The sequence below is a fragment of the Sporosarcina luteola genome, from assembly GCF_023715535.1.
Lineage (GTDB): Bacteria > Bacillota > Bacilli > Bacillales_A > Planococcaceae > Sporosarcina > Sporosarcina luteola_B.
Genome location: NZ_JAMBOI010000002.1, coordinates 476974 through 497861 on the forward strand (window position 1 = coordinate 476974; position 20888 = coordinate 497861).

At 45.1% G+C, this 20888-nt stretch carries 18 protein-coding genes and 1 pseudogene; 11 read left to right on the plus strand and 8 right to left on the minus strand.

Annotation, left to right across the window (positions count from 1 at the left end; all coding sequences use genetic code 11):
* Positions 1-49: 49 nt before the first annotated feature.
* Complete coding sequence (locus M3191_RS05890) at positions 50-691, minus strand: YkyA family protein (RefSeq protein ID WP_251698935.1); 642 nt, start codon at positions 689-691, stop codon at positions 50-52.
* Between the two features lie 136 nt (positions 692-827).
* Between M3191_RS05890 and def the strand changes: the two genes are divergently transcribed.
* The 3 genes from def to rnjA all read left to right on the plus strand — a co-directional run bounded on the left by def (position 828) and on the right by rnjA (position 3550).
* Positions 828-1385, plus strand: coding sequence for a peptide deformylase (gene def / locus M3191_RS05895; protein ID WP_251698937.1), 558 nt, complete (start codon positions 828-830; stop codon positions 1383-1385).
* Between the two features lie 282 nt (positions 1386-1667).
* Entirely contained in the window at positions 1668-1877 is a 210-nt protein-coding gene (locus M3191_RS05900) for a DNA-dependent RNA polymerase subunit epsilon (protein ID WP_251698940.1), read from the plus strand.
* Positions 1878-1882: 5 nt separating this feature from the next.
* The gene (gene rnjA, locus M3191_RS05905) at positions 1883-3550 is read left to right on the plus strand and encodes a ribonuclease J1 (protein WP_251698942.1); all 1668 of its coding nucleotides are present in this window, start codon (positions 1883-1885) and stop codon (positions 3548-3550) included.
* A gap of 66 nt (positions 3551-3616) precedes the next feature.
* On the opposite strand, the gene M3191_RS05910 is transcribed toward rnjA, so the two are convergent.
* Together M3191_RS05910 and M3191_RS05915 are read right to left on the minus strand one after the other, a co-directional pair.
* Positions 3617-4276: a potassium channel family protein gene (locus M3191_RS05910; protein WP_251698944.1), complete on the minus strand. Its 660-nt coding sequence runs from the start codon at positions 4274-4276 to the stop codon at positions 3617-3619.
* A 91-nt stretch (positions 4277-4367) separates the two neighbouring features.
* Positions 4368-4817 (minus strand): TlpA family protein disulfide reductase, encoded by a 450-nt coding sequence (locus M3191_RS05915; protein WP_251698946.1) that lies wholly within the window; start codon positions 4815-4817, stop codon positions 4368-4370.
* A gap of 147 nt (positions 4818-4964) precedes the next feature.
* Between M3191_RS05915 and M3191_RS05920 the strand changes: the two genes are divergently transcribed.
* From M3191_RS05920 to M3191_RS05955, 8 genes and pseudogenes are all read left to right on the plus strand, one after another.
* Positions 4965-6425, plus strand: coding sequence for a hypothetical protein (locus M3191_RS05920; RefSeq protein ID WP_251698948.1), 1461 nt, complete (start codon positions 4965-4967; stop codon positions 6423-6425).
* A 154-nt stretch (positions 6426-6579) separates the two neighbouring features.
* Positions 6580-7122, plus strand: a complete 543-nt coding sequence (locus M3191_RS05925) for a helix-turn-helix domain-containing protein (protein WP_251698950.1) — start codon at positions 6580-6582, stop codon at positions 7120-7122.
* Between the two features lie 16 nt (positions 7123-7138).
* The gene (locus tag M3191_RS05930; RefSeq protein WP_251698951.1) at positions 7139-8242 is read left to right on the plus strand and encodes an ABC transporter ATP-binding protein; all 1104 of its coding nucleotides are present in this window, start codon (positions 7139-7141) and stop codon (positions 8240-8242) included.
* On the plus strand, positions 8235-9059 hold the full coding sequence (locus tag M3191_RS05935) for an ABC transporter permease (protein ID WP_251698953.1): 825 nt from the start codon (positions 8235-8237) through the stop codon (positions 9057-9059). The genes M3191_RS05930 and M3191_RS05935 overlap by 8 nt, the downstream gene beginning before the upstream one ends.
* On the plus strand, positions 9043-9843 hold the full coding sequence (locus tag M3191_RS05940) for an ABC transporter permease (RefSeq protein WP_251698955.1): 801 nt from the start codon (positions 9043-9045) through the stop codon (positions 9841-9843). Before M3191_RS05935 ends, M3191_RS05940 begins: the two co-directional genes overlap by 17 nt.
* A complete protein-coding gene (locus tag M3191_RS05945) occupies positions 9840-10910 on the plus strand; it encodes an ABC transporter substrate-binding protein (protein WP_251698957.1) in 1071 nt (356 codons plus the stop codon). The genes M3191_RS05940 and M3191_RS05945 overlap by 4 nt, the downstream gene beginning before the upstream one ends.
* Positions 10911-11047: 137 nt before the next feature.
* Positions 11048-12247 carry an MFS transporter gene (locus tag M3191_RS05950; RefSeq protein ID WP_285853210.1) on the plus strand — a complete coding sequence of 400 codons (1200 nt, stop codon included), beginning with the start codon at positions 11048-11050 and terminating at the stop codon, positions 12245-12247.
* 378 nt (positions 12248-12625) lie between these two features.
* Positions 12626-12832: pseudogene (locus M3191_RS05955) on the plus strand (transposase); the annotation flags it as partial.
* 328 nt (positions 12833-13160) lie between these two features.
* On the opposite strand, the gene M3191_RS05960 reads toward M3191_RS05955, so the two are convergent.
* The 5 genes from M3191_RS05960 to M3191_RS05980 are packed head-to-tail and all read right to left on the minus strand — an operon-like array spanning position 13161 to position 20882.
* The gene (locus M3191_RS05960) at positions 13161-15758 is read right to left on the minus strand and encodes a VWA domain-containing protein (RefSeq protein WP_251698959.1); all 2598 of its coding nucleotides are present in this window, start codon (positions 15756-15758) and stop codon (positions 13161-13163) included.
* Positions 15742-17508 carry a vWA domain-containing protein gene (locus tag M3191_RS05965; protein WP_251698961.1) on the minus strand — a complete coding sequence of 589 codons (1767 nt, stop codon included), beginning with the start codon at positions 17506-17508 and terminating at the stop codon, positions 15742-15744. Before M3191_RS05965 ends, M3191_RS05960 begins: the two co-directional genes overlap by 17 nt.
* A 14-nt stretch (positions 17509-17522) precedes the next feature.
* The gene (locus M3191_RS05970) at positions 17523-18395 is read right to left on the minus strand and encodes a DUF58 domain-containing protein (protein WP_251698963.1); all 873 of its coding nucleotides are present in this window, start codon (positions 18393-18395) and stop codon (positions 17523-17525) included.
* The gene (locus M3191_RS05975) at positions 18395-19387 is read right to left on the minus strand and encodes an AAA family ATPase (RefSeq protein ID WP_251698965.1); all 993 of its coding nucleotides are present in this window, start codon (positions 19385-19387) and stop codon (positions 18395-18397) included. The genes M3191_RS05970 and M3191_RS05975 overlap by 1 nt, the downstream gene beginning before the upstream one ends.
* 22 nt (positions 19388-19409) lie before the next feature.
* Positions 19410-20882: a hypothetical protein gene (locus tag M3191_RS05980; protein WP_251698967.1), complete on the minus strand. Its 1473-nt coding sequence runs from the start codon at positions 20880-20882 to the stop codon at positions 19410-19412.
* Positions 20883-20888 lie beyond the last annotated feature (6 nt).

A 20888-nucleotide genomic window follows, 5' to 3' on the forward strand; every position in this document is an offset into this window, starting at 1 on the left:
ACAATAATAAAAAGTGGAGTCGCATTCGTCTCCACTTTACCCATTTCCTTTATTGTTCTTGTTCTAAACTTGAAAACACATCTTCTTTTAGAGAATTAACTTCTTTCGTCGCTTCATTGAATTCCGAGATGGCATTTTGAACGATTCCGTTTTGTCCGTTCACCTCTTCCACCTTCAGTTTCAAGTCTTCCAATTTAACATCCTCAGAAGAGAGCATGCCATAAAATTCTCTTTGAATAGAAGCAAGCTTTCTATATTCATCGATAAAATTAGAATGAAGAGCGTATCGCTTCAATGCGGCTTCTTTCAATTTCAAAATTTGAACACTTTCGGAATCGGATGCCTTATCTGCGATCGCGTCAAGTTCTCCGACATATTCTTCCGCTTTTTTTATGGCTGTCTCCTCTTTATCAAGATGGGCAAGACGATCATCTAACAGACTTTCCAATTCATCAATTTTGGAACGCAGTTTGTCTAGGTCTTCTTTCGTCAACTCCATCGTTTCGGCAAAAGTCTTCTGTTCAGTTTTTTCAAGTTCGGTCAATTTGCTTTGTGTGTCACGGTATTCAGTTTCGGATTCATTCATTTTCGACAAAGTTTCAGAAAGCTGCTCTTCAGTCGACTGCCCGATACTGCAGCCGGATAATACTAATATGCCCATAGCAACTAAGCTTACAAGTTTTTTATTCATCGAATTTCCTCCAATCTGAGTTTCACTATAACTGTATCCATAATGCTTTTCAAGCTTGCACAAAAACCTTTACCCTATTTTCCCCGTTGGCTTATAATAGGAATACAGCATGGTTTATTGAAAGGAAGAATACGTAATGATATTAATGGAAGATATTATTCGCGAAGGCCATCCGGCACTCCGTAAAGTTGCTGAGGAACTGACATTTCCTTTGGCGGCGGATGAAAAAAAACTTTGTAACGATTTACTCGAATATGTCATAAACAGTCAAGACGATGAAATTTGTGAACGCTACGGCCTGCGTCCAGGAATTGGCCTTGCAGCCCCGCAAGTGAATGCTTCAAAAAGGATCTTCGCTTTGCATATCGAAGAGGATGGAAAGAAACCGCTCAGTATAGTCGCTGTCAATCCTAAAATCGTCAGCCATTCAGTAGAAAGAACTTATTTGACATCTGGTGAAGGCTGTCTTTCTGTGGACCGTGATGTCGCCGGTTTCGTTCCTAGGTATGCGAGGATAACTGTGAAAGCATTCGATCCGGAAGGCAAGGAATTCAAAATGAGGCTTAAAGGACTTCCCTCCATAGCCTTCCAACACGAACTGGATCATTTGAATGGCGTCATGTTCTACGATCATATCGATCCTTCGGCCCCATTCAGAGTAATCCCGGACGCCACTCCTTTTGAAAGAGAATAATTCGAAACTTGACAGAAATTTCGAACTCCTGTATAATGTCCTTAAGGAGTGATATGCCCATGTACAAGCGCCTCAAACGTCAACTGTTAAAACGGCTCAATGGCATACTCGGCAAAAAGACGATCGCATAGACATACGCCCGCCAACACAATTGGCGGGCTTTTCTTTTCATCTGATTTGCTGTCACATATAGATGAAGAAGATCATCATAGTTTATTTTAAACAACTGACATGCTAAGATGAAGAGAAAGATTCAAATGAACGTAAAAAGGAGAGTTTATCATGATTTACAAAGTCTATTACCAAGAAAAAGCAACACAAGTGCCAATACGTGAAAACACAAAACAACTGTACATTGAAGCCGATTCTGAAAAATCCGTCCGCGAAAAGTTAAAGAACCGGGAGTACAATATTGAACTAATTCAGCTGCTGGAAGGCCAACACCTCAAATATGAGCAATCATCTCCTCATTTTGAGCTAGAGCAGGTCTGAGAAATATGAAACTAATAAAGAATAATGAAACTGCCGTTTTCGCCCTAGGCGGACTTGGAGAAATCGGTAAAAACACATATTGTGTACAATTTCAGGATGAACTCATCCTCATCGATGCAGGCATCAAATTCCCTGAGGACGATTTACTTGGAATTGATTATGTCATTCCGGACTATACCTATTTGGAACGGAATATCGAAAAAATAAAAGGCCTATTCATTACGCACGGTCACGAGGACCATATCGGCGGGATTCCCTATTTGCTTCGCAAAATTAACATCCCGGTCTATGGTAGTAAATTGGCTCTCGGGCTGCTCCGTAACAAGCTTGACGAACACGGCCTTCTCAGAACGACGAAAATGATTGAGTTCAAGGAAGAAGACGTATTCAAATTCAGGAAGACATCTGTCTCCTTCTTCAGGACAACCCATAGTATTCCCGATGCTTTCGGTGTCGTCGTCAAAACGCCATCAGGCAACATCGTCCATACCGGTGACTTCAAATTTGATTTCACACCAGTCGGCGAACCCGCAAACCTTGCGAAGATGGCTAAATTCGGTAGCGATGGAGTACTTTGTCTCCTATCCGACAGTACAAATGCGGAAGTTCCGAACTTCACGATGTCAGAGAGGAAAGTCGGCGATAGCTTAAATGAAATCTTCCGGAAAGTCGATGGAAGGATCATTTTTGCGACATTCGCCTCCAATATTCATAGGCTGCAGCAAGTAATTGAAGCGGCTGTACGATATGGCCGGAAAATTGCTGTATTCGGCCGAAGCATGGATAATGCCATCACGATTGGACGTGAACTTGGGTATATTAACGCACCAAAAGAGTTATTCGTAGACACCCAGTCCCTCAATCGGCTGCCTGCCAGCGAAGTGATGATCCTTTGTACGGGAAGCCAAGGAGAACCGATGGCTGCACTATCCCGCATCGCAAACGGAACACACCGTCAAGTGCAGATCCAACCAGGCGATACGGTCATCTTTTCGTCTTCGCCGATTCCTGGTAATACGTTGAGTGTCAATAAAACGATCAATGCTTTGTTCCGTGCCGGCGCAGAAGTCATTCACGGCGCACTGAATAACATCCATACATCGGGCCACGGCTCACAAGAAGAGCAGAAACTAATGCTCCGCTTAATTAAACCGAAATATTTTATGCCGATCCACGGCGAATACCGCATGTTGAAGATGCACAAAGAGCTTGCCATCGGTTGCGACGTCGAACCGGACAACGTCTTCATCATGAGCAACGGTGATGTGCTCGCTTTGACGGAAGATACAGCACGCATTGCCGGAAAAGTCCCTTCAGGAGACGTGTACATCGACGGCAGCGGCATCGGCGATATCGGAAGTGTCGTATTGCGAGACCGTAAAATCCTGTCGGAAGACGGATTGGTTATCGTTGTTGCGACTGTCGACAAAAAGCGCAACAAAGTCGTTTCGGGACCTGATATCATCTCACGCGGATTTGTGTATATGAGAGAATCCGGAATGATGATCAGCGAAGCGCAGCATCTCCTTTCAAAGGAATTGAATAAGAAACTCGCAAACTCTTCTGCAGATGCAGGTTCATTGAAAAGCGATATCATTGATATACTATCACCTTACTTATATGATCAGACAAAACGCAGACCGATGGTACTCCCGGTTGTCATGGAAGTGTGATTGTAATAACGCCCCTCAAGTATTCAATAGACTTGAGGGTATTTTTTTGCAAAAAAATACCCTTCATCAATGAAGGGCCTTCTTTTCAAATCTATGGATATCCAAATCGGATCCAATAACAATCAAAATGTCATTCAACTGAATTTCTTCAATCGCTTGCGGCGATACTAAGATTTGTGCATCACGCTTAATCGCAACAATGTTAACACCGTACTTTGCCCGGATATCGAGATCGATCAGCGTAGAACCGGCTAGTTTCTCATTCGCGCGAATCTCAGCAATCGAATATTCATCGGACAGCTCTAAGTAATCTAAAATATTATTGGAAACCAAATTGTTCGCAATCCGCTTCCCCATATCCCGTTCCGGGTGTACGACTTGATCTGCGCCGATTTTTCGAAGAACCTTCGCATGGTAATCATTCTGCGCCTTAACAGTGATTCTTTTAACGCCAATCTCTTTCAGGATGAGCGTTGTCAAAATGCTCGCTTGAATATTTTCCCCGATCGCTACGACGACATGCTCAAAATTCCGGATCCCGAGTGACCTGAGTGCAGATTCATCAGTCGTATCGGCCGCCACTGCTGTTGTCGCAATCTGTGCAAACTCATCGACCCGATCAGGCGAAATATCGATCGCCATGACATCTGCATCCAATTCCACTAGCTCATTAACGATGCTTCCCCCAAATCGTCCCAGTCCAATGACGACAAATTCCTTTTTCATACGATCCCGCTCCAATCCGATTCATGGATGAAATTAGTGTATCACATAATTTTCACAGGAAAAAGAAAAGACGACCTTACTGTCGGCCGCCTCATCTCCTCATTTCATTCAATAACCGGTCAATGCGTTTTTTCAGCATGTTCATTCCACTTCTATCTGTTTGGAAATGGCGCAGACGCCCCACTTTATCAAAAATATAATAAGCTGGGACAAATTGATTGCCGAACGCCTCGGTCAACTTTAAATTATCGTCAACAAAAATCGATTGAGTCATACCGTGCTGCGCTGCAACTTTTTTGATTTGTTGCAAGTTCCTATCTTCTTCCGATCGAGGCATATGCACAGCGATCATATTCAGCCGATCTTTATATCGGTTTTGAAGACCGGTTAAATATGGCATATCTTCTTTGCATGCACGACAGCTGATGGACCAAAAATGGATGAGTGTCGGTTTTTCACCAATGAGGTCCTCTCTTTCACACCGCCCATTCAGCCAAGTCGTTGCACCATACAACTCAGGCATCTGCTCATGCAATTTCATTACTTATCCTCCTCCGGATAAAAAATCTCACAGCTTATTCTATGCCGAAAGATTCGAATCCGGAATGAAATGTTTAGTCCCGCATTGACTAAGGAAATGCTATAGTAAGTGACTTGTTATCAAAAACGACTGAAGGTAGGCAATGCAATGCCAATACAACAGAATGTGGAAAAACTGAATATAATTCGCTCCCATATGTCATTCCTTCTACCATTTGGATTTGATCAGCTGAAAAGACAGGAAACAATCGATAGCTTGGAATCGAATGGATACACTTATTTTCATATTGATGAAGATGCCGACCATGAGACCGAAATGTATGGCTATGGAATTGAAGTTGTTGGCAAAGAACTCGAACAATACTTCTATCCATATATCGAACATAAACTTTTCCCCGGGTCGCCTGATAAAAAAGGATTCCACCGGTACACTTCAGTTATCAAAATAGATCATATCATGCAGATAAGGGATGAACGGCATGAGTTTCAAATAAGGAGCATCGATGTCATTCTCGGTCCGTTCGGAATCGCGTTCCTAGCGTTGCGTGTTAATATGCAGGATATACCCGCGGACTTAAGCGACGTCCTTGATTTCATTCAACATTTTCGGGCAATTGAACCGAATCTGAAGGAAAGCAAGGGTGCAATGATCATCATCCCTGAAACAAGACAAACGTTCACCATCCGTGATTACTTATTCGGATATTTATGCCCTTTTATGGAAAAGGCAGTGTTACACGATAAGAAATTGAAAGGTCATTTTGGCTCACTTCCCTATTTTGAGGATGAAAGGATGTTTGTTTCATCTTTCCTCATCGCGGAAACTGGTGCATCCATCTCAGAAGATCAACTGTATCGAATAGGCAACTTGAATGGCAGAAGACCCGACGGAGTTCCTTTCATTTCAGCAACGAACCCTGACTACATCCGGCGTTCCTTATCGCATTCGCTGCATGACCGTTGGGCTCCACACATGTATATGATAGCGACTGAGCATGGCTATTCTGTCGTAACCAATCGGCCGGCAGATGAATTGATGAATGAATTATCCCAATTCATGGGAACTCACTATTATAATTTGCTGCTTCATTACTTCTATAAAATCATGCTATTACGCGTCTCATTTGAATACAGTGAAATCGACTGGAAGAAGGACGAGTATTACGTCAGGTCGCTCATTCAGCTCATCAGTGTATTTTCATCGTCCTATTACTTCAAAGAAATCAGCACCCGGTCGGAAGGCAAGGAATTGGCGGAGATGTTCAGAAAAACCTTTCTCATCGATCCCCTTTTCAATGAAGTGAGCAATACTTTGCAGGAATTATATAAGAGCCAGGAAAATAACCAAGCCGGTCGATTAAATATGCTTCTATTCGTGTTGACGATATTTACAGTCATATCTGGAATTTATGGTATGAACCTTGTCATTCCTGACTGGGAGGCTCCTTCTGGTTGGAAGGAATATCCCTCCTACACGGTCTTCGAATGGATTTCGTTAATTACTGCCGTTACTGGCATCGGATTGTCGGCTTATTTGATCATTTCCACTTTCGGCAAAATGTATTTGCGAAGGCGGCGCCGGAATAAACTTGACATGCTTGACCAATAGATACAGTACCTTGCCGGAATCCTGAAAATGGATTTCGGCATTTTTACTAAACATCTTGATTTCCAACTAGTATTTTGTATAATGAAGTAGGTTTCTAGTAAACAGAAAGTACAGTAATACTAAACTCCATGATCCAAGGAAGGAATTGACGTTCATGCATATCGGGAGTAAAATTAAAAGTCTTCGCTTAAAAAAAGGGCTTACCCAGGAGGAATTGGGAGAGAGAACCGACCTGACGAAAGGGTACATCTCTCAATTGGAGCGGGAACTCACCTCCCCTTCCATCGAAACGCTATTTTCCCTCTTGGAAGTGCTAGGCACAACACCGAAGGAATTTTTTGATGAACCGAAGAAAAACATGAAAGTCGTCTTCTCGCCAGCCGATCAAACCACTTACGTCAATGATGAATTAAAGTATAGCATCCGCTGGCTCGTTCCACGTTCGAATGAAAACGAAATGGAACCGATCTTTATCACATTCTCGAGGAATGGAGAATTCAAACGTTTTGAACCCTCACTTGCCGAAACATTCATCTATGTCCTTTTGGGTAAAGTGGAAATCGAGCTAGGTAGCAGGACTTTCACAGCTGTAGAGGGAGATTCGGTCTATTATGAAGCGTCTGATCATCATCGAATATCGAATGCCAACGATGGCCCGAGTGAGTTGCTCCTTGTAGCGACTGAATCTTATTTATGAAGGGGGAAATACCAAAATGACAAATCAGCCAATTATTCGTTTTGATAATGTCGTGAAAAAATACGGCGACGGGACAACAGTACTGGATAAGGTCTCATTTGAATTAGAACGTGGAAAATTTTATACACTATTAGGCCCTTCCGGTTGTGGGAAGACGACAATTCTTCGCTTGATAGCAGGTTTTATCGAGCCGACGGCAGGCTCCATTCATTTTAATGGAAAAAAGATCAACAATGTCCCGGCAAATGAACGTCAAGTAAATACAGTCTTTCAGGACTATGCCCTATTCCCCCACTTGAATGTCTATGAAAATATCGCATTCGGGTTACGCATCAAAAAAGTGAAAAAGGACGAAATCGATACAAGGGTGAAAGAAGCATTGAAATTCGTCAACTTGGCAGGCTACGAAAATCGAGAAATTACGGAAATGTCCGGTGGGCAACGGCAAAGGGTTGCGATTGCACGTGCCATCGTCAATGACCCCGAAGTGATTCTGCTCGATGAGCCACTATCCGCTCTCGATTTGAAGCTTCGGTCTGAAATGCAGTACGAACTAAGGGAGCTGCAGCAGCGTCTCGGCAAGACATTTGTCTTCGTTACGCACGATCAGGAGGAAGCGCTCGCCATGTCCGATGAAATCTTCGTCATGAATATGGGTGCTATCCAACAATCCGGCACCCCTCTCGACATCTATGATGAACCGATCAACCGCTTCGTCGCAGACTTCATTGGTGAATCGAATATTGTTCCCGGGATGATGATTGAGGATTACGTCGTCGAGTTTACAGGAAAACGATTCAACTGTGCGGATGCGGGGCTTCAGCCCAATGAGAAAGTCGACATCGTCCTTCGCCCGGAAGATTTGGAAATCACGACTGTCGATAAAGGGAAATTGAATGTGACAGTAGATACACAATTGTTCCGAGGAGTGCATTATGAACTTTCGACATACGATCAGGACGGCAATGAATGGCTTGTCCATTCCACGAAGAAAGCGGAAGTCGGCGAGAAAATCGGTCTTGATTTCGACCCTGAAGACATTCACGTCATGCGGTTGAACGAATCTGAGGAAGATTACGATGCAAGGCTTGAATCCTACGGAGTGAACGCCGATGAATAAGTCCCGCCTGCGCTCAATTTACTCGATCCCTTATACAGCGTGGATCCTATTGTTCGTCTTGGCACCGATTGCATTGATCGTCTATTATTCGTTTTTCGACTTGGCGGGCAACTTCACGCTGGCAAATTACCGTAACTTCTTCACTTCCGTTTATCTAAAATTGACGATCAGCTCGTTTTGGTATGCATTCCTCATTACGCTCTTTTCATTGCTGATCGCCTATCCGACGGCGTACTTGATCACGAAGACGAAGCATAAGCAGCTCTGGCTTCTGCTCATCATCATCCCTTCGTGGATCAACCTTTTACTGAAGACTTACGCCTTCATCGGTTTGATGGGGCTATACGGACCGTTGAATGCATTTTTGGAAGCTGTCGGTATTGGCAAGCAGCAAATCCTGTTCACCGACTTCAGCTTCGTATTCGTATCGGTCTACATTTTCATTCCGTTCATGATTTTGCCGATATTCAATGCACTCGATAAATTGAATCCTGCATTGATCGATGCGTCACGCGATCTCGGTGCTGACTCTTGGACAACCTTCAGAAGAGTCATATGGCCATTGACAACAAATGGAGTGAAATCAGGCATTCAAGTCGTCTTCATTCCTGCCTTGTCATTGTTCATGATTACAAGGCTTATTGCTGGAAATAAAATCATCACGTTAGGAACAGCCATTGAACAGCAATTCCTAGTGACGCAAAACTGGGGAATGGGCTCGACGATCGCCGTATTCCTCATCGTCTTCATGTTCATCATCATGCTCGTCACAAAAGGTAAAGAAAAGGGGGCGTCGGACAATGGAAAGGCTAGGTAAACTTCCTAAACTGTATTTAGCGATTGTCTTCATTATCCTGTATGCCCCGATCTTCTATCTGATTTTCTACTCCTTCAACTCGGGCGGCGGCATGTCCAATTTCGAAGAATTCACATGGGAGCATTATGCGGCAGTATTTGAGGATAAACGGTTGATTATCATCGTCCTCAATACAATCATCATCGCCCTGCTGTCCGCGTTATTATCGACGACAATCGGCGTGATTGGTGCATTGGCAATTTATTTCATGCGAAATAAAAAAATGAGAAATGCAGTGCTTTCCTTGAATAATATTTTGATGGTAAGCCCTGACGTCATCATCGGCGCATCATTCCTGATTCTATTTACGATGATCGGTGTGAAGCTCGGATTTGCTTCTGTACTGATTTCCCATATTGCCTTCAGTATTCCAATTGTTGTCATTATGGTATTGCCAAAGCTATCCGAGATGAATACTTCATTGATAGATGCAGCACTCGATCTTGGTGCGTCCAGGAAGGATGTTATGACAAGGGTCATCCTTCCATTCATAAAACCGGGGATCTTTGCTGGATTCTTCCTCGCTTTGACGTATTCGCTTGATGACTTTGCTGTAACGTTTTTCGTAACGGGCAATGGATTCTCTACATTGTCTGTTGAAATTTACTCAATGGCAAGAACAGGCATCAGTTTGACGATCAATGCCCTATCAGGACTCATCTTTATCGTTACAGTCGCTTTAGTCATCGGTTACTATGCAATTAACCGCAAAACGAAGATGCCTCTCACGGGGGTGAAGAAATGAAATCGATTATCCAATCAGCAATCCTGATTCTTATCGTATCCGGCATATTGCTATTCATCAATGCCGAGTTGAACAAAGGGAGCAAATCGGGCACAGGCACGATAACTGTTTATAATTGGGGAGAATATATCGATCCGGATCTTATCAAGCAATTCGAAGAGGAGACAGGCATAAAAGTCATTTATGAAACATTCGATTCGAATGAAGGGATGATGAGTAAGATCGAACAAGGCGGCACGGCATACGATATTTCCGTTCCATCTGAATATATGATTGAGATGATGAAGGAAAAGAATCTTCTGCTTCCGATCGACTACAGTAAAATCCCGAATATCAAACATATCGATCCATATTTCCTGGATCTGCCTTTCGATCCGGGCAACCAGTTTTCGGTCCCTTACTTCTGGGGAACAGTAGGAATCGCCTATAATCCGACGTTACTCGAGGGGCAAACGTTCGAAAGCTGGGATGACCTATGGGACCCTTCCTTGAAGCAACGCGTCATACTTGTCGATAGTGCTAGAGAAACAATCGGCATGGGACTGAATTCATTGGGCTACTCCCTAAACTCGACCGACCTAGGAGAGCTTCGGGAAGCCACGGATAAACTGAAGATGTTAAGCCCGAATGTAAAAGCGGTCATCGGTGATGAAGTCACTCAGCTTATGGTCAATAGTGAAGCTGCCGTCTCATTGACATGGTCAGGACAGGCAGCTGATATGATGTATGAAAATGAGGATATCGATTATGTTGTTCCAGAGGAAGGATCGAATTTATGGTTCGACAATATCGTCATTCCGAAAACCGCAAAAAACATTGACGGAGCGCATGCTTTCATCAACTTCATGTTAGACCCTGAAGTTGCAGCTCAAAATGCCGATTATGTTGGCTACTCTACGCCAAATTTATCTGCGCTTGACTTGATGGATCCGGAAGTTGTCGAAGATGAACGTTTTTATCCTGACGTAGAGACGAGATCCCACTTGGAAGTGTATAAAAATTTAGGACTTGAATTATTAGGTGTTTATAATGAGCTTTTCTTAGAATTCAAAATGGATATGAAGTGATTCGGTAACGCCCTTAAACTGCAATATTGTTTAAGGGCGTTATCCGTTTACGTGAGTAGGCCTTTCCATTAAGTGTTATTGTGTTTTTATGGTAAGATGTTTCAATAACACGAAATAGATAGAGGGGCTGGTTGCCTTTGGTTGAGAAGCAAACAAATAATTTGGCGTTATACATTTTGATGTTTAATATGTTCATAGCTATGGCGGGCATCGGTCTTATTATCCCAATCATGCCTGAGTTTTTAGGCACATTCGGCGTTGCCGGAAAAGTGCTCGGATTCCTGATCGCAATCTTTTCATTCGCGCAATTCATCTTTTCACCGATATCAGGGGATTTATCAGACCGGCATGGAAGAAAGAAAATCATCATACTTGGTTTGTTCATTTATGGTTCAGCCCAATTTGCGTTCAGTTTATCGACTGAACTATGGATGCTATTTGCAGCCCGGTTCTTTTCCGGTATGGGAGCAGCGTTCATCATCCCACCGATGATGGCGTTTGTTGCGGATATCACTACATTGGAAGGACGAGGCAGGGGTATGGGATTGCTAGGAGCTTCCATGTCACTCGGCTTCATGATCGGACCTGGGATCGGTGGATTCCTATCGAAGATCAGTCTGTTTTTCCCGTTTTATTTCGCAGCGGGGGCTGCAATATTTGCAGCCATTCTTTCGATTTTCATTTTACCTAATCCCGCGCCAGTCGTTTCAGCCGACAAGGTAGCAGTGAAGCAGGAAAATCTCTTTAAACAATTGAAAAAGTCGACAACAACGCCTTATTTCGTCATGTTGATTGTCATGTTCGTCTTTTCCTTCGGGCTCGCGAATTTCCAATCGACGATTTCCTTGTATGTCGACCATAAGTATGGATATACCCCTTCTCAAATTGCGGTATTGATTACGGTCGGAGGTTTTGTAGGTGTTATTGTGCAGACTTTCGTCATCAATCCGCTGTTTAAAAGATTCGGGGAAATGCGTGTGATTCTTTTCAACTTGGTCGTAGCAGCTGTTTCAATGATGGCCATTCTATTCGTCGATTTATTTTGGACAATCCTTTTTGTCGCAACGATCTTCTCGACGGCAACTTCCCTGCTTCGGCCAGCGGTCAATACACTCGTATCGAAGCTTGCCGGTGAGGAGCAAGGGTATGCGGCAGGGATGATGAATGCTTATATGAGTTTAGGGAATATGGTCGGCCCCGCGCTTGCCGGATCCATTTTTGATATCAATATTACATTCCCTTATTTCCTCGGCACCGCCATCCTCCTCATCTGTTTCGGAATTGCGACTGTCTGGTCCAGAAAGAACACACTTCTCCTCGCTTCGACGAGAACATAAACGAAAAGGGGCTTTCCAGAAAGTCGGTGAAAACTGACTTTCTGTGATAGCCCCTTTTCTGTAGTTGAATAATTTGAGATGTCCCTTGAAACGTTGCTTTCCGTTCCAGGCGCACGCTTTCCGGGGGGCGGGCGGTGAGCCAATCGAACAGCGAAGGGTTCGATTTGCCGTATTTCTGCGCCTTTTGCAGAAATTAAGGCATCCCGGACTTTCTGCTCGCAACGCTGTGCTTGTGCTCGCAAACGCCGTTCTTCGTAACGGCGTTCGCTAATCCCCCAGGAGTCGGCGCCTTTCACTTCAAGCAACTAGTAAACACAAGCTATAAATATACAAAAAATCCGTCCAATCTTGTAAAATGATTACCAAAGGAAGATTTAACGTCAAATCTGGCAAGATTACTTGAATGTAGCTGAGAACTTGCGTCACTGCCATGAAATCATAGAAATATACAGTAAACGCAAAGAAACGACCGAACGCGTCTTTGCCAATGCAAAAGAAAAGTATGGCATGTGTTGGACAACACTCAGGGGAATTAAAAAAATATCCATGCAGGCGATGCTGAATTTTGCTGGCATCAATCTTTAGAAGCTTGCCAGTTGGACATGGAAGGATGCCGACTGATAGCGTTGCTTGAATGATTCCGATACCCTCAAGGACATCCAGTTGATTGGAGTGCAGGGCGGCGACTCCTGGGGGATCAGCGCAGCGTGAAGACCCCGCAGGAGCAAAGCGACGAGGAGGCTGAGGGCAAGCCCCCCGGAAAGCGTCCGCCCGGAACGGAAATCGACGTCGCGTCAGTCTAACGTTTTTGCATCAATGCTTCTAAAAAGACAAAAGGGATGGGAATCAATTCTATTTCCATCCCTTTTGTCTATATTCTGCACCTTTGCTTCCAAATGGAAGATTAGGTTTTTTAACGCTTCTTTTTCGCTTTTAATAATTCCGTCACGTGGTCTTCTTGTTTAACTGGAGGAGCCTCATTCACTTCAAACTTCTCTTTCCGGTCAAGCAAACCGGAAAACATTCCGAAACGGCGCAGTGTAATGTCAATGAAAAACAAAATCATTGCCGTCAGAATGAGCCAATCTGCAATCGGTTTCCGATCTCCGCTCTTAAACGGATGTGGGCGGAACACTTGCGTTGGATCTTCGTAGTGTTCCCCGCCAGTCCGGTCGGCGATTTTCTCGAGTAATGCAATATTTGGTTCTGATGGTTTGTATTCCGCACTGTACGGGACTGAAACTCCCGCTTCGAACAATCCACCCTTATCATCAGAAATGCCGAAGAACACAAGGCCGGGTTCAGCGTCCAGTGTAACCCTGACTTTCCCAGGTGCCAAAGGTTCCGACTGGAAAGGCACTTCTATCCCCTGCTCATCCACAATTACGACGTCTAAAAACGCCGACTTCCGTGAACTGTCGGTGATTGTATACGTGCCGCCCCGGTCATGGGTGATCAGATATGGTACTTCTTCATAGGATGGCAGCAATCGAGCGACAGCAGTGTTCCAGAAGCCCGAATAGCCTTCCCATCTTGCCAAGTCACCTGACCACTTCCCCGTGGAATCGGATGTGAACGCAACCGTGCGACCCAATCCGTACATCCATTCCGCAATAACGGGATCCTCCTTCGGGCTTTCTGCAACAATTGTCGCAGTTCCCTTCGGAGTCGTCGCGATATAGGCGTTCATCTGCGGGACGCCTTCCGCAAAGATGGATGTCCATTCCGGGACATTGCTAAGCGAAACATAGAATGGATCATCCTCGATATACGTCCTCGTCAGCATGGATGTTTCCCGTGTCAATATTGCTGGAACCGTTGACTCATCCACTGCGTTGTAAAATCGGCCTCCGCCGAGTTCAGCCAATTCTTCGAGCAGCACACTGTCAGCGTCGGTTCCGATTGCCACGGTCGATAACGTGACATTCGTTTTTTTGCCTTCCGCAATAATGTCCTCATAGTCAGGGGGCATGGATGATTGGCCATCCGTCAACAGGATGATATGCTTCCGTTGAAGCTTCAGATCGGACAAATCTTCATAGGCTTTTGCGACTGAAGGGAAAATATCTGTACCACCGGCTGCAGGAATGGACAAGATCTGGTCCATCGCTTCTTGCTTATCCCGTAAAGGACCCACCGGAATGACTTCCCAGAGCTCATGGTCAAACGCCGTGAAGCCGAACGTATCATCATTCCGAAGCAGCTCCACCGCCCTCGCCGCCGCCTCCCTCGCGATGACGATTTTCGATCCTGACATACTTCCGGAACGGTCCATCGCAATGACAAGTCCAAGTGACGGAAGCTGCTCCTTCCCTTTCACTTCCATTTCCACAGGCAATAAACGCTCGATCGGCGACTTGAAATAGCCGCCCAACCCATAGCTTTCATCGCCTCCGACCATCATGAATCCTGTCCCGAAGCTTTTGACGGCCTGCTCGATGACAGTCATCTTATGTTCCCCGACGAGATGACCAGGTACATTATCAAAAATGATTGCACTGTATCCTAAATAACCGGACAATGATTCCGGTAATTTTTCAGCATCCATTACGTCAACGTCCATCGCGTTCCGATCAAGAAGCGACGGTATGACGGAAGGGCTCCTCTCAGTATCCACGACAAGCACTCTTGGAGATTGCTGAAGCATTGTGACAGAAAGCATCCGATTATTTTCAAGAAGTCCATCCTCAGGTACAATCAGCTTTGCCTCATACTTAAGCAGGCCTGTCCCCCTCGCTTCATGATGAAATGCAAATTGGTTCGCTCCTTCATCCAGGGTTACCGTTTCACTAATGATTTCTTCGTCATTTAAATAGACCAACAACTGGCCAACCGTCTCGGTGGATGACTCAACCTCTATGCGCAACAATTGCCTCTCGCCCTCAAAAGCAGTTCGTGGAGTCTCGAATAATGAGATGGAAGCATCTGCGTCATTCGATCGCCTTAACACGACCGTGTCGATTTGAACATGGCTATTCTCATATTTCGGCAACAGTTCCTCGATTGCCCCTTCCGTTTCTAACCCATCGGACAATAGAACGATTCTCGTCGCTAAGCCCGCTTTAGCCACTGCAGCGGATAAGTCAACCGCGTTTGCAATATTCGTTGCACCATTCGAATCAATCGGATCCAACTTCGGCATTTCCAATTCAGCAGCTGTTAACCGGCTGTCCGTCCGAAACGTTCCTGCAAATGAATAAATACCAACGGATTGATTCGCTTTTCTCTCCTTCAAACTTTCCGAAATCCATTGTTCGGCAGCTTGACCTGCCTCTTCCACCGAAACGGATCGATCGACAACGAATATGATCTGCTCCTCGTCATCTGGCAACAGTACGTAAGGAACAGTGAGGGCGAATACGATGCAGAGGATTACTAGGCTTCTTAAAGCATATAGGATTGTCCCCTTCTGAGCGAAACGCATATTTGAAGACTTCCAAGCATACGCCATGTAAATGGTTATCGGTACAAGCAACAAAAGCCATAATGGCTCCTCAATTCGGATATCCACGACGTCTCTGCACCTCCCACTCTATTACTAAAAGAAGGAGGACTGGTATAAGGAATAGCCACCCGATCATTTGTTTACCTTCTTCTCTATCTCCATCACCTGCAGGACCGGCACCAAGTTTATAACTGGATCCGAAGGCAACCGATTTCTCATCCGGCTCCAACTGTACGGATAAGTACCGCTCAGCCCCACTTTCCATCAGTTTATAAATTCCTGGTTTTGCTGGGGCTACAAAGTTTCCACCTGCCGGATATGTTGCAACATACTTATCATTGATTGTAAAAACCTCTATCCCTTCCGATCCACTTCCGGTCAATAAAGCTTTTCTTTCATTCGGGGTGAATGTTCCGGCAATATCACTTCCAGATCGAAGCATTTCCATCGAACTCCAAAAGAACAGCGGGAATGATGGGTGCAGCGGCCAATCGGTCAAACCGATATCCGTCAAGATAATAATATCGCCTCTTGGTGATCGCTGGATGAACGGTTTGCCATCGATGGCAGCTAACGTCGAAAACCCTTCGAATGGAGGGTAAAGCGCACTTACATACACATCGTCAATCGGAGCGATTGAGAACAATGCATCATTGGACGACTCTACCACGCCTGAAACCGGTTCTGTCGTTGCATCATTCCTGCCAATCAACAAGATCGGCTCTGACCCTTCCTCCAAAAAAGAAGTCTCGTTCGTAACAATCATTGAATGGTCTCTTGCCGATGTCATTTCATTGATGGATCCTGAACTGACTGTGAGCCCAATCGCTTCAAACGCTTTTTTGACCAATTCATGCAATTGATTGTCGACAATCACTTCCGAGGATTCACTGCCGATGACGATAAATGCATCATTATCAACGGCATAGTCGTCTTCCACTTCCATATGAACATGGAACGCTTGCAACATTGGCAACTCTTTGAATGAAAGAAGGGTGTCCGCCTCTTTTTCAACGGAAAAATCCTGTTCAGCCAATCTAGCGCCCGTCAACCCATCATTAACAAACACCTTGCCGGTCTGTTTAGACTCTGTTTGATTTAACAGCTTGACAATGGCCTCTGTCCCATCTGATGTATGTATCGCACCGAATTTACCGATGGCAATATTGTTTATTCGATTTTCATTATTATGGATTGTCCATGTAATGCTGCTTTCACTATCCATGAAGAGTGAACGGTCGAGATAATCGGTGAAAATATGGACATCCGCTCCAGCTTGTTGGGCGATGGATCTAACAAATTCAAGGGATCGTCCCAGCTGCTCATATTCATAAGCCACCTCGATCCCGTCAATCGCGTCCAGGACGTTGCGTTCATCATTCTCCTCCCGCAGCAATAGGGAAGGTTCCTTCCCCGTTGTAATAATGGAGAATAATTCACCCTTACGCTCTTCGGCAATGGCACGCATCTTTACTTTACTCTTTTCCAATAAGGAACGGTCACCGTCAACGGCAGCCATGGTCGCGGAAGTGTCAACGACAAACACCGTATGACCATCTATGACAGTTTCCTTCGGCAAAAAGGGACGGAGCAAGATGAACAGCAATAGCAATAATGCCGCCATCTGCAAATAAAATAAGGCATTCCGTTGTAAATTTTTCAAGTATGGAGAAACCTTTGTCTCCCTCATGGATCTTTCCCAAAACAAAGTGGACGAAATCGTCGTCGTTACGTACTTTTTTCGGAAAAAATAATAAAGCAGGACGGCCAACGGAAAAATGGCTGTCCATAAATTACTGATTTGATCGAACCCCACTTAGCCGCCCCCTTTCATCGCAACCATCCGGCATGCCTCATCTTTTTTGTAAAACTATCCATGACGCCTTCCGACACTTCCGTGCGTAAAATCTGGATTCCATATTTTCTCGCCAATGCGGTCAGCTCTGCTTCATGTTTCATTTTCTTCTCTTTATACTCTTTGACAATCCTTTGATTCATCGACACTTCGATGACGGATCCGTTTTCCACATCAACAAAGCGGACATCCCCTTCATAAGCGGGAAGCTCCTCCACCGGTGAGTGGACTGTAAGTATCCGGATGTCCTTGCAAACACCGGGTAATCTTCTGAACAGCCGCTCCCATTTATCCAACCGCTCTAATCCATCAGTAATTATGAAGAGGACAGTCATCGCTTTCGGGACGTGCTTCACCACTTGATCGGCAAAATCTCCTTCGGTAACCGGATCTTGCAATTGTGATACGTATTTTGAGAATGAAGCCCTATGCAATGCACCTTTTTTCCGGAAGAAATAATTCCGGTTGGTAGACCATGAGGAAAATGAAACGGTGTCTCCGCTCTTTAGCGCGATGTGCCCTAATCCGATTGCCAATTGCCTTGCAAAATCCCACTTTCCATCAGTGCCCATTGATTTGGTGGAATCGAGTAGTATATGTACCCGCATTTCTTGTTCATCCAAAAATTGCTTGATGAACGGTTTATCGGTACGAGCAAACACATTCCAGTCAATATGGCGCAAATCATCTCCCGGGTGATATTCCCTGAAATCCGAAAAATCCAATGATGTTCCCGTCTTACTGGAACGATGTGTCCCTTTATGATGTCCCAACCGTCTTGATCTGGAGATTATGGATAACGCACCTAATCGTTTGGACAATCGGTCGGGGAAGAGGTCCTCTCTCATCAGACTTGCGCTCCTTGACGAATGTCCTCCAGTAAACGATCGATAAGCTTATCAACATCGATCCCTTCCGCTTCCCCTTCATAATTGATGAGGATACGGTGTCTCAACGCCGGTTTGGCAACTGTTTTTATATCCGCAATCGATACATGGAAACGTCCCGCCATAAGTGCCCTTGCCTTAGCCAGACGGATAATGGATTGCAGCCCACGAGGACCGCTTCCATATTGGACATATTGATTCCAATCATCTTCGGCATCCGTTCGATGATGCGTCGCTGATACTAGATCGACCGCATAATCCATCATTTCGTCAGCGATGACAACCGATTTCGCCATTTCTTGTGCTAGAATAATTGTCTCTGTATCCATCACTTTTTTGATGGCTACTGTTTTCGGCCCGGTTGTCCTCAGCATAATTTCCTTCAATTCTTCCTTTGCGGGATAAGGAAGAAGAATCTTGCATAAAAATCGGTCCATTTGCGCTTCCGGCAGCGGATATGTCCCTTCCATCTCAATCGGATTCTGCGTGGCTAGGACGAAGAATGGCCTTGACATCTTCCGGGTTTCGCCAAGGACAGTCACGGTTTTTTCACCCATCGCTTCGAGTAAAGCACTTTGTGTCTTCGGCGTGGCACGGTTGATCTCATCCGCCAATACCATCTGGCTGAATATCGGTCCTTCTTTGAAGACAAAACGTTGAACCCCTTCCGGATTCCGTTCCAAAATGCTCGTCCCTGTAATATCGGCCGGCATGAGATCCGGTGTAAATTGAATACGGGAAAAAGACAGATCCAAAACTTCCGATATCGTCCGGATCAGCATCGTCTTTCCTAAGCCGGGCAGCCCCTCCAACAAGGCATGCCCATCCGCTAAAATGGAATAGATCGAGAATTCGACTGCTTCGTGTTGTCCTACAATGAATTTCCCGATTTCCTCCCGTACTTCTGCAAGCCGTGTGCTCATTTCTTCAAATTGTTCTGGTGAAAACGACATTTGTACAACTCCCATCCATTAGTCATTCGATTGATGAAAAGTAATCGGAAAGGACCCGCTGTAAATCGGCAGGGAGGTTCATTTTATCCGAGCCTTTTAAATAGGCGTCTTTATAGCTTCCGATTACTTCTTGATACGGCCGTAATGTTCCTCTTTCAACAAGGCCATCGCGTTCATTTTCTTCGATGAACTCTCCTTCTCCAAGCTTACCGCCTACAATAGATGGATCATTGGAATTTCCCATTCTATCGGACGGAATTGAAAGTAGGTCGCGTCCACCTTTGCCAGTTCCTGCTCCTGACCCTTGTCCTTGGCCTTGGCCCTGACCTTGGCCTTGACCTTGACCTTGACCTTCGCCCTGACCTTGACCTTCGCCCTGACCTTGACCTTCACCCTGGCCTTGACCTTCGCCCTGGCCTTGACCTTCGCCCTGGCCCTGGCCTTGACCTTCGCCCTGGCCCTGGCCTTGACCTTCACCCTGACCTTGACCTTCGCCCTGGCCTTGACCTTCGCCCTGGCCTTGACCTTCGCCCTCACCTTGACCTTGGCCTTGGCTGCCTCCGCCGCCTTGGGACTGACCAGTACCGGGCTTTGCGTTAGAACCAACTTGACCATTGCTAGTTGCTGGGGGATTCCCGGCACTAGCCAAAGCCGGCAACGAAGGGGCTTTGCCGATTTTATTCAATGCACTTTGTGCTTTCCCTGCTTGCTGTGCGAGTTGGTCAACAATCGATTTAAGTTCTTCGAGTTCCTTTTCCTCGGACTCACTCAAACTGTCTTTAGAAGCATTCTTCTTGTCGGTCAATCTTTGTTCTTTCAACTTAAACTCTTTTTGCTTCTTAACCAATTCTCTTAATATATCTTCGGCCGTTTTTGTCTCTTCCAGTTTCTCCGCAAGTTCTGCTAACTCTTTTTTCTGTTCAGGATCTTTTTCCTTCTTCATCAAATCCGTTACTTCCTTCTTCAGTTCCTCGATAATTTCCTTTTCCTTGGCAACCGCTTTCGCTTCTTGTTGTGCCTCGGAAGGAAAAATGAGTAAGAGGAAGGAACATGTGAGCATAATTAGAAATCCTGTCAGCATTTTTCCATTCAGATATCTTTTATTACGTTTCGTAAATTGCGGATAAGCAATCCCCATCGCGCTTTCCGCCCGCTGCACAATCGCTTGCGCATAGTCTGAATGCTGAACGCGATCATCTAAAGCGGTGACGAGTAAATTATCCGGTACATATTGGTCCAGCTTCCAAACTGCCTCGTCTCGGCGCACGTTTTTCAGAAATAATACGACGAGCGATGCACTTAGAGCAATGACGGCGATCCAAAAGGCAATCCATTCATAATGAGGCAATATGAACAATCGGGAAGCGGCAAGGAACAATGTGAACAACAAAGCGGTCATGAACAGCCCTGTTTGCAGCATATGGACAGATCGCTCGAGGCGCAATGATGCGAGAGCTTTTCCGACATACCGATGTAATGCTGTTTTCCCTTCCATCTGCTT

Excerpts from the sequence above, each read along its gene's own strand:
- def (WP_251698937.1), top strand. The coding sequence starts at position 828 with ATGATATTAATGGAAGATATTATTCGCGAAGGCCATCCGGCACTCCGT.
- M3191_RS05930 (WP_251698951.1), top strand. The coding sequence starts at position 7,139 with ATGACAAATCAGCCAATTATTCGTTTTGATAATGTCGTGAAAAAATAC.
- M3191_RS05925 (WP_251698950.1), top strand. The coding sequence starts at position 6,580 with ATGCATATCGGGAGTAAAATTAAAAGTCTTCGCTTAAAAAAAGGGCTT.
- M3191_RS05980 (WP_251698967.1), bottom strand. The coding sequence starts at position 20,882 with ATGGAAGGGAAAACAGCATTACATCGGTATGTCGGAAAAGCTCTCGCA.
- M3191_RS05910 (WP_251698944.1), bottom strand. The coding sequence starts at position 4,276 with ATGAAAAAGGAATTTGTCGTCATTGGACTGGGACGATTTGGGGGAAGC.
- M3191_RS05940 (WP_251698955.1), top strand. The coding sequence starts at position 9,043 with ATGGAAAGGCTAGGTAAACTTCCTAAACTGTATTTAGCGATTGTCTTC.
- M3191_RS05975 (WP_251698965.1), bottom strand. The coding sequence starts at position 19,387 with ATGTCGTTTTCACCAGAACAATTTGAAGAAATGAGCACACGGCTTGCA.
- M3191_RS05945 (WP_251698957.1), top strand. The coding sequence starts at position 9,840 with ATGAAATCGATTATCCAATCAGCAATCCTGATTCTTATCGTATCCGGC.
- M3191_RS05935 (WP_251698953.1), top strand. The coding sequence starts at position 8,235 with ATGAATAAGTCCCGCCTGCGCTCAATTTACTCGATCCCTTATACAGCG.
- M3191_RS05970 (WP_251698963.1), bottom strand. The coding sequence starts at position 18,395 with ATGAGAGAGGACCTCTTCCCCGACCGATTGTCCAAACGATTAGGTGCG.
- M3191_RS05890 (WP_251698935.1), bottom strand. The coding sequence starts at position 691 with ATGAATAAAAAACTTGTAAGCTTAGTTGCTATGGGCATATTAGTATTA.
- M3191_RS05915 (WP_251698946.1), bottom strand. The coding sequence starts at position 4,817 with ATGAAATTGCATGAGCAGATGCCTGAGTTGTATGGTGCAACGACTTGG.
- rnjA (WP_251698942.1), top strand. The coding sequence starts at position 1,883 with ATGAAACTAATAAAGAATAATGAAACTGCCGTTTTCGCCCTAGGCGGA.
- M3191_RS05920 (WP_251698948.1), top strand. The coding sequence starts at position 4,965 with ATGCCAATACAACAGAATGTGGAAAAACTGAATATAATTCGCTCCCAT.
- M3191_RS05900 (WP_251698940.1), top strand. The coding sequence starts at position 1,668 with ATGATTTACAAAGTCTATTACCAAGAAAAAGCAACACAAGTGCCAATA.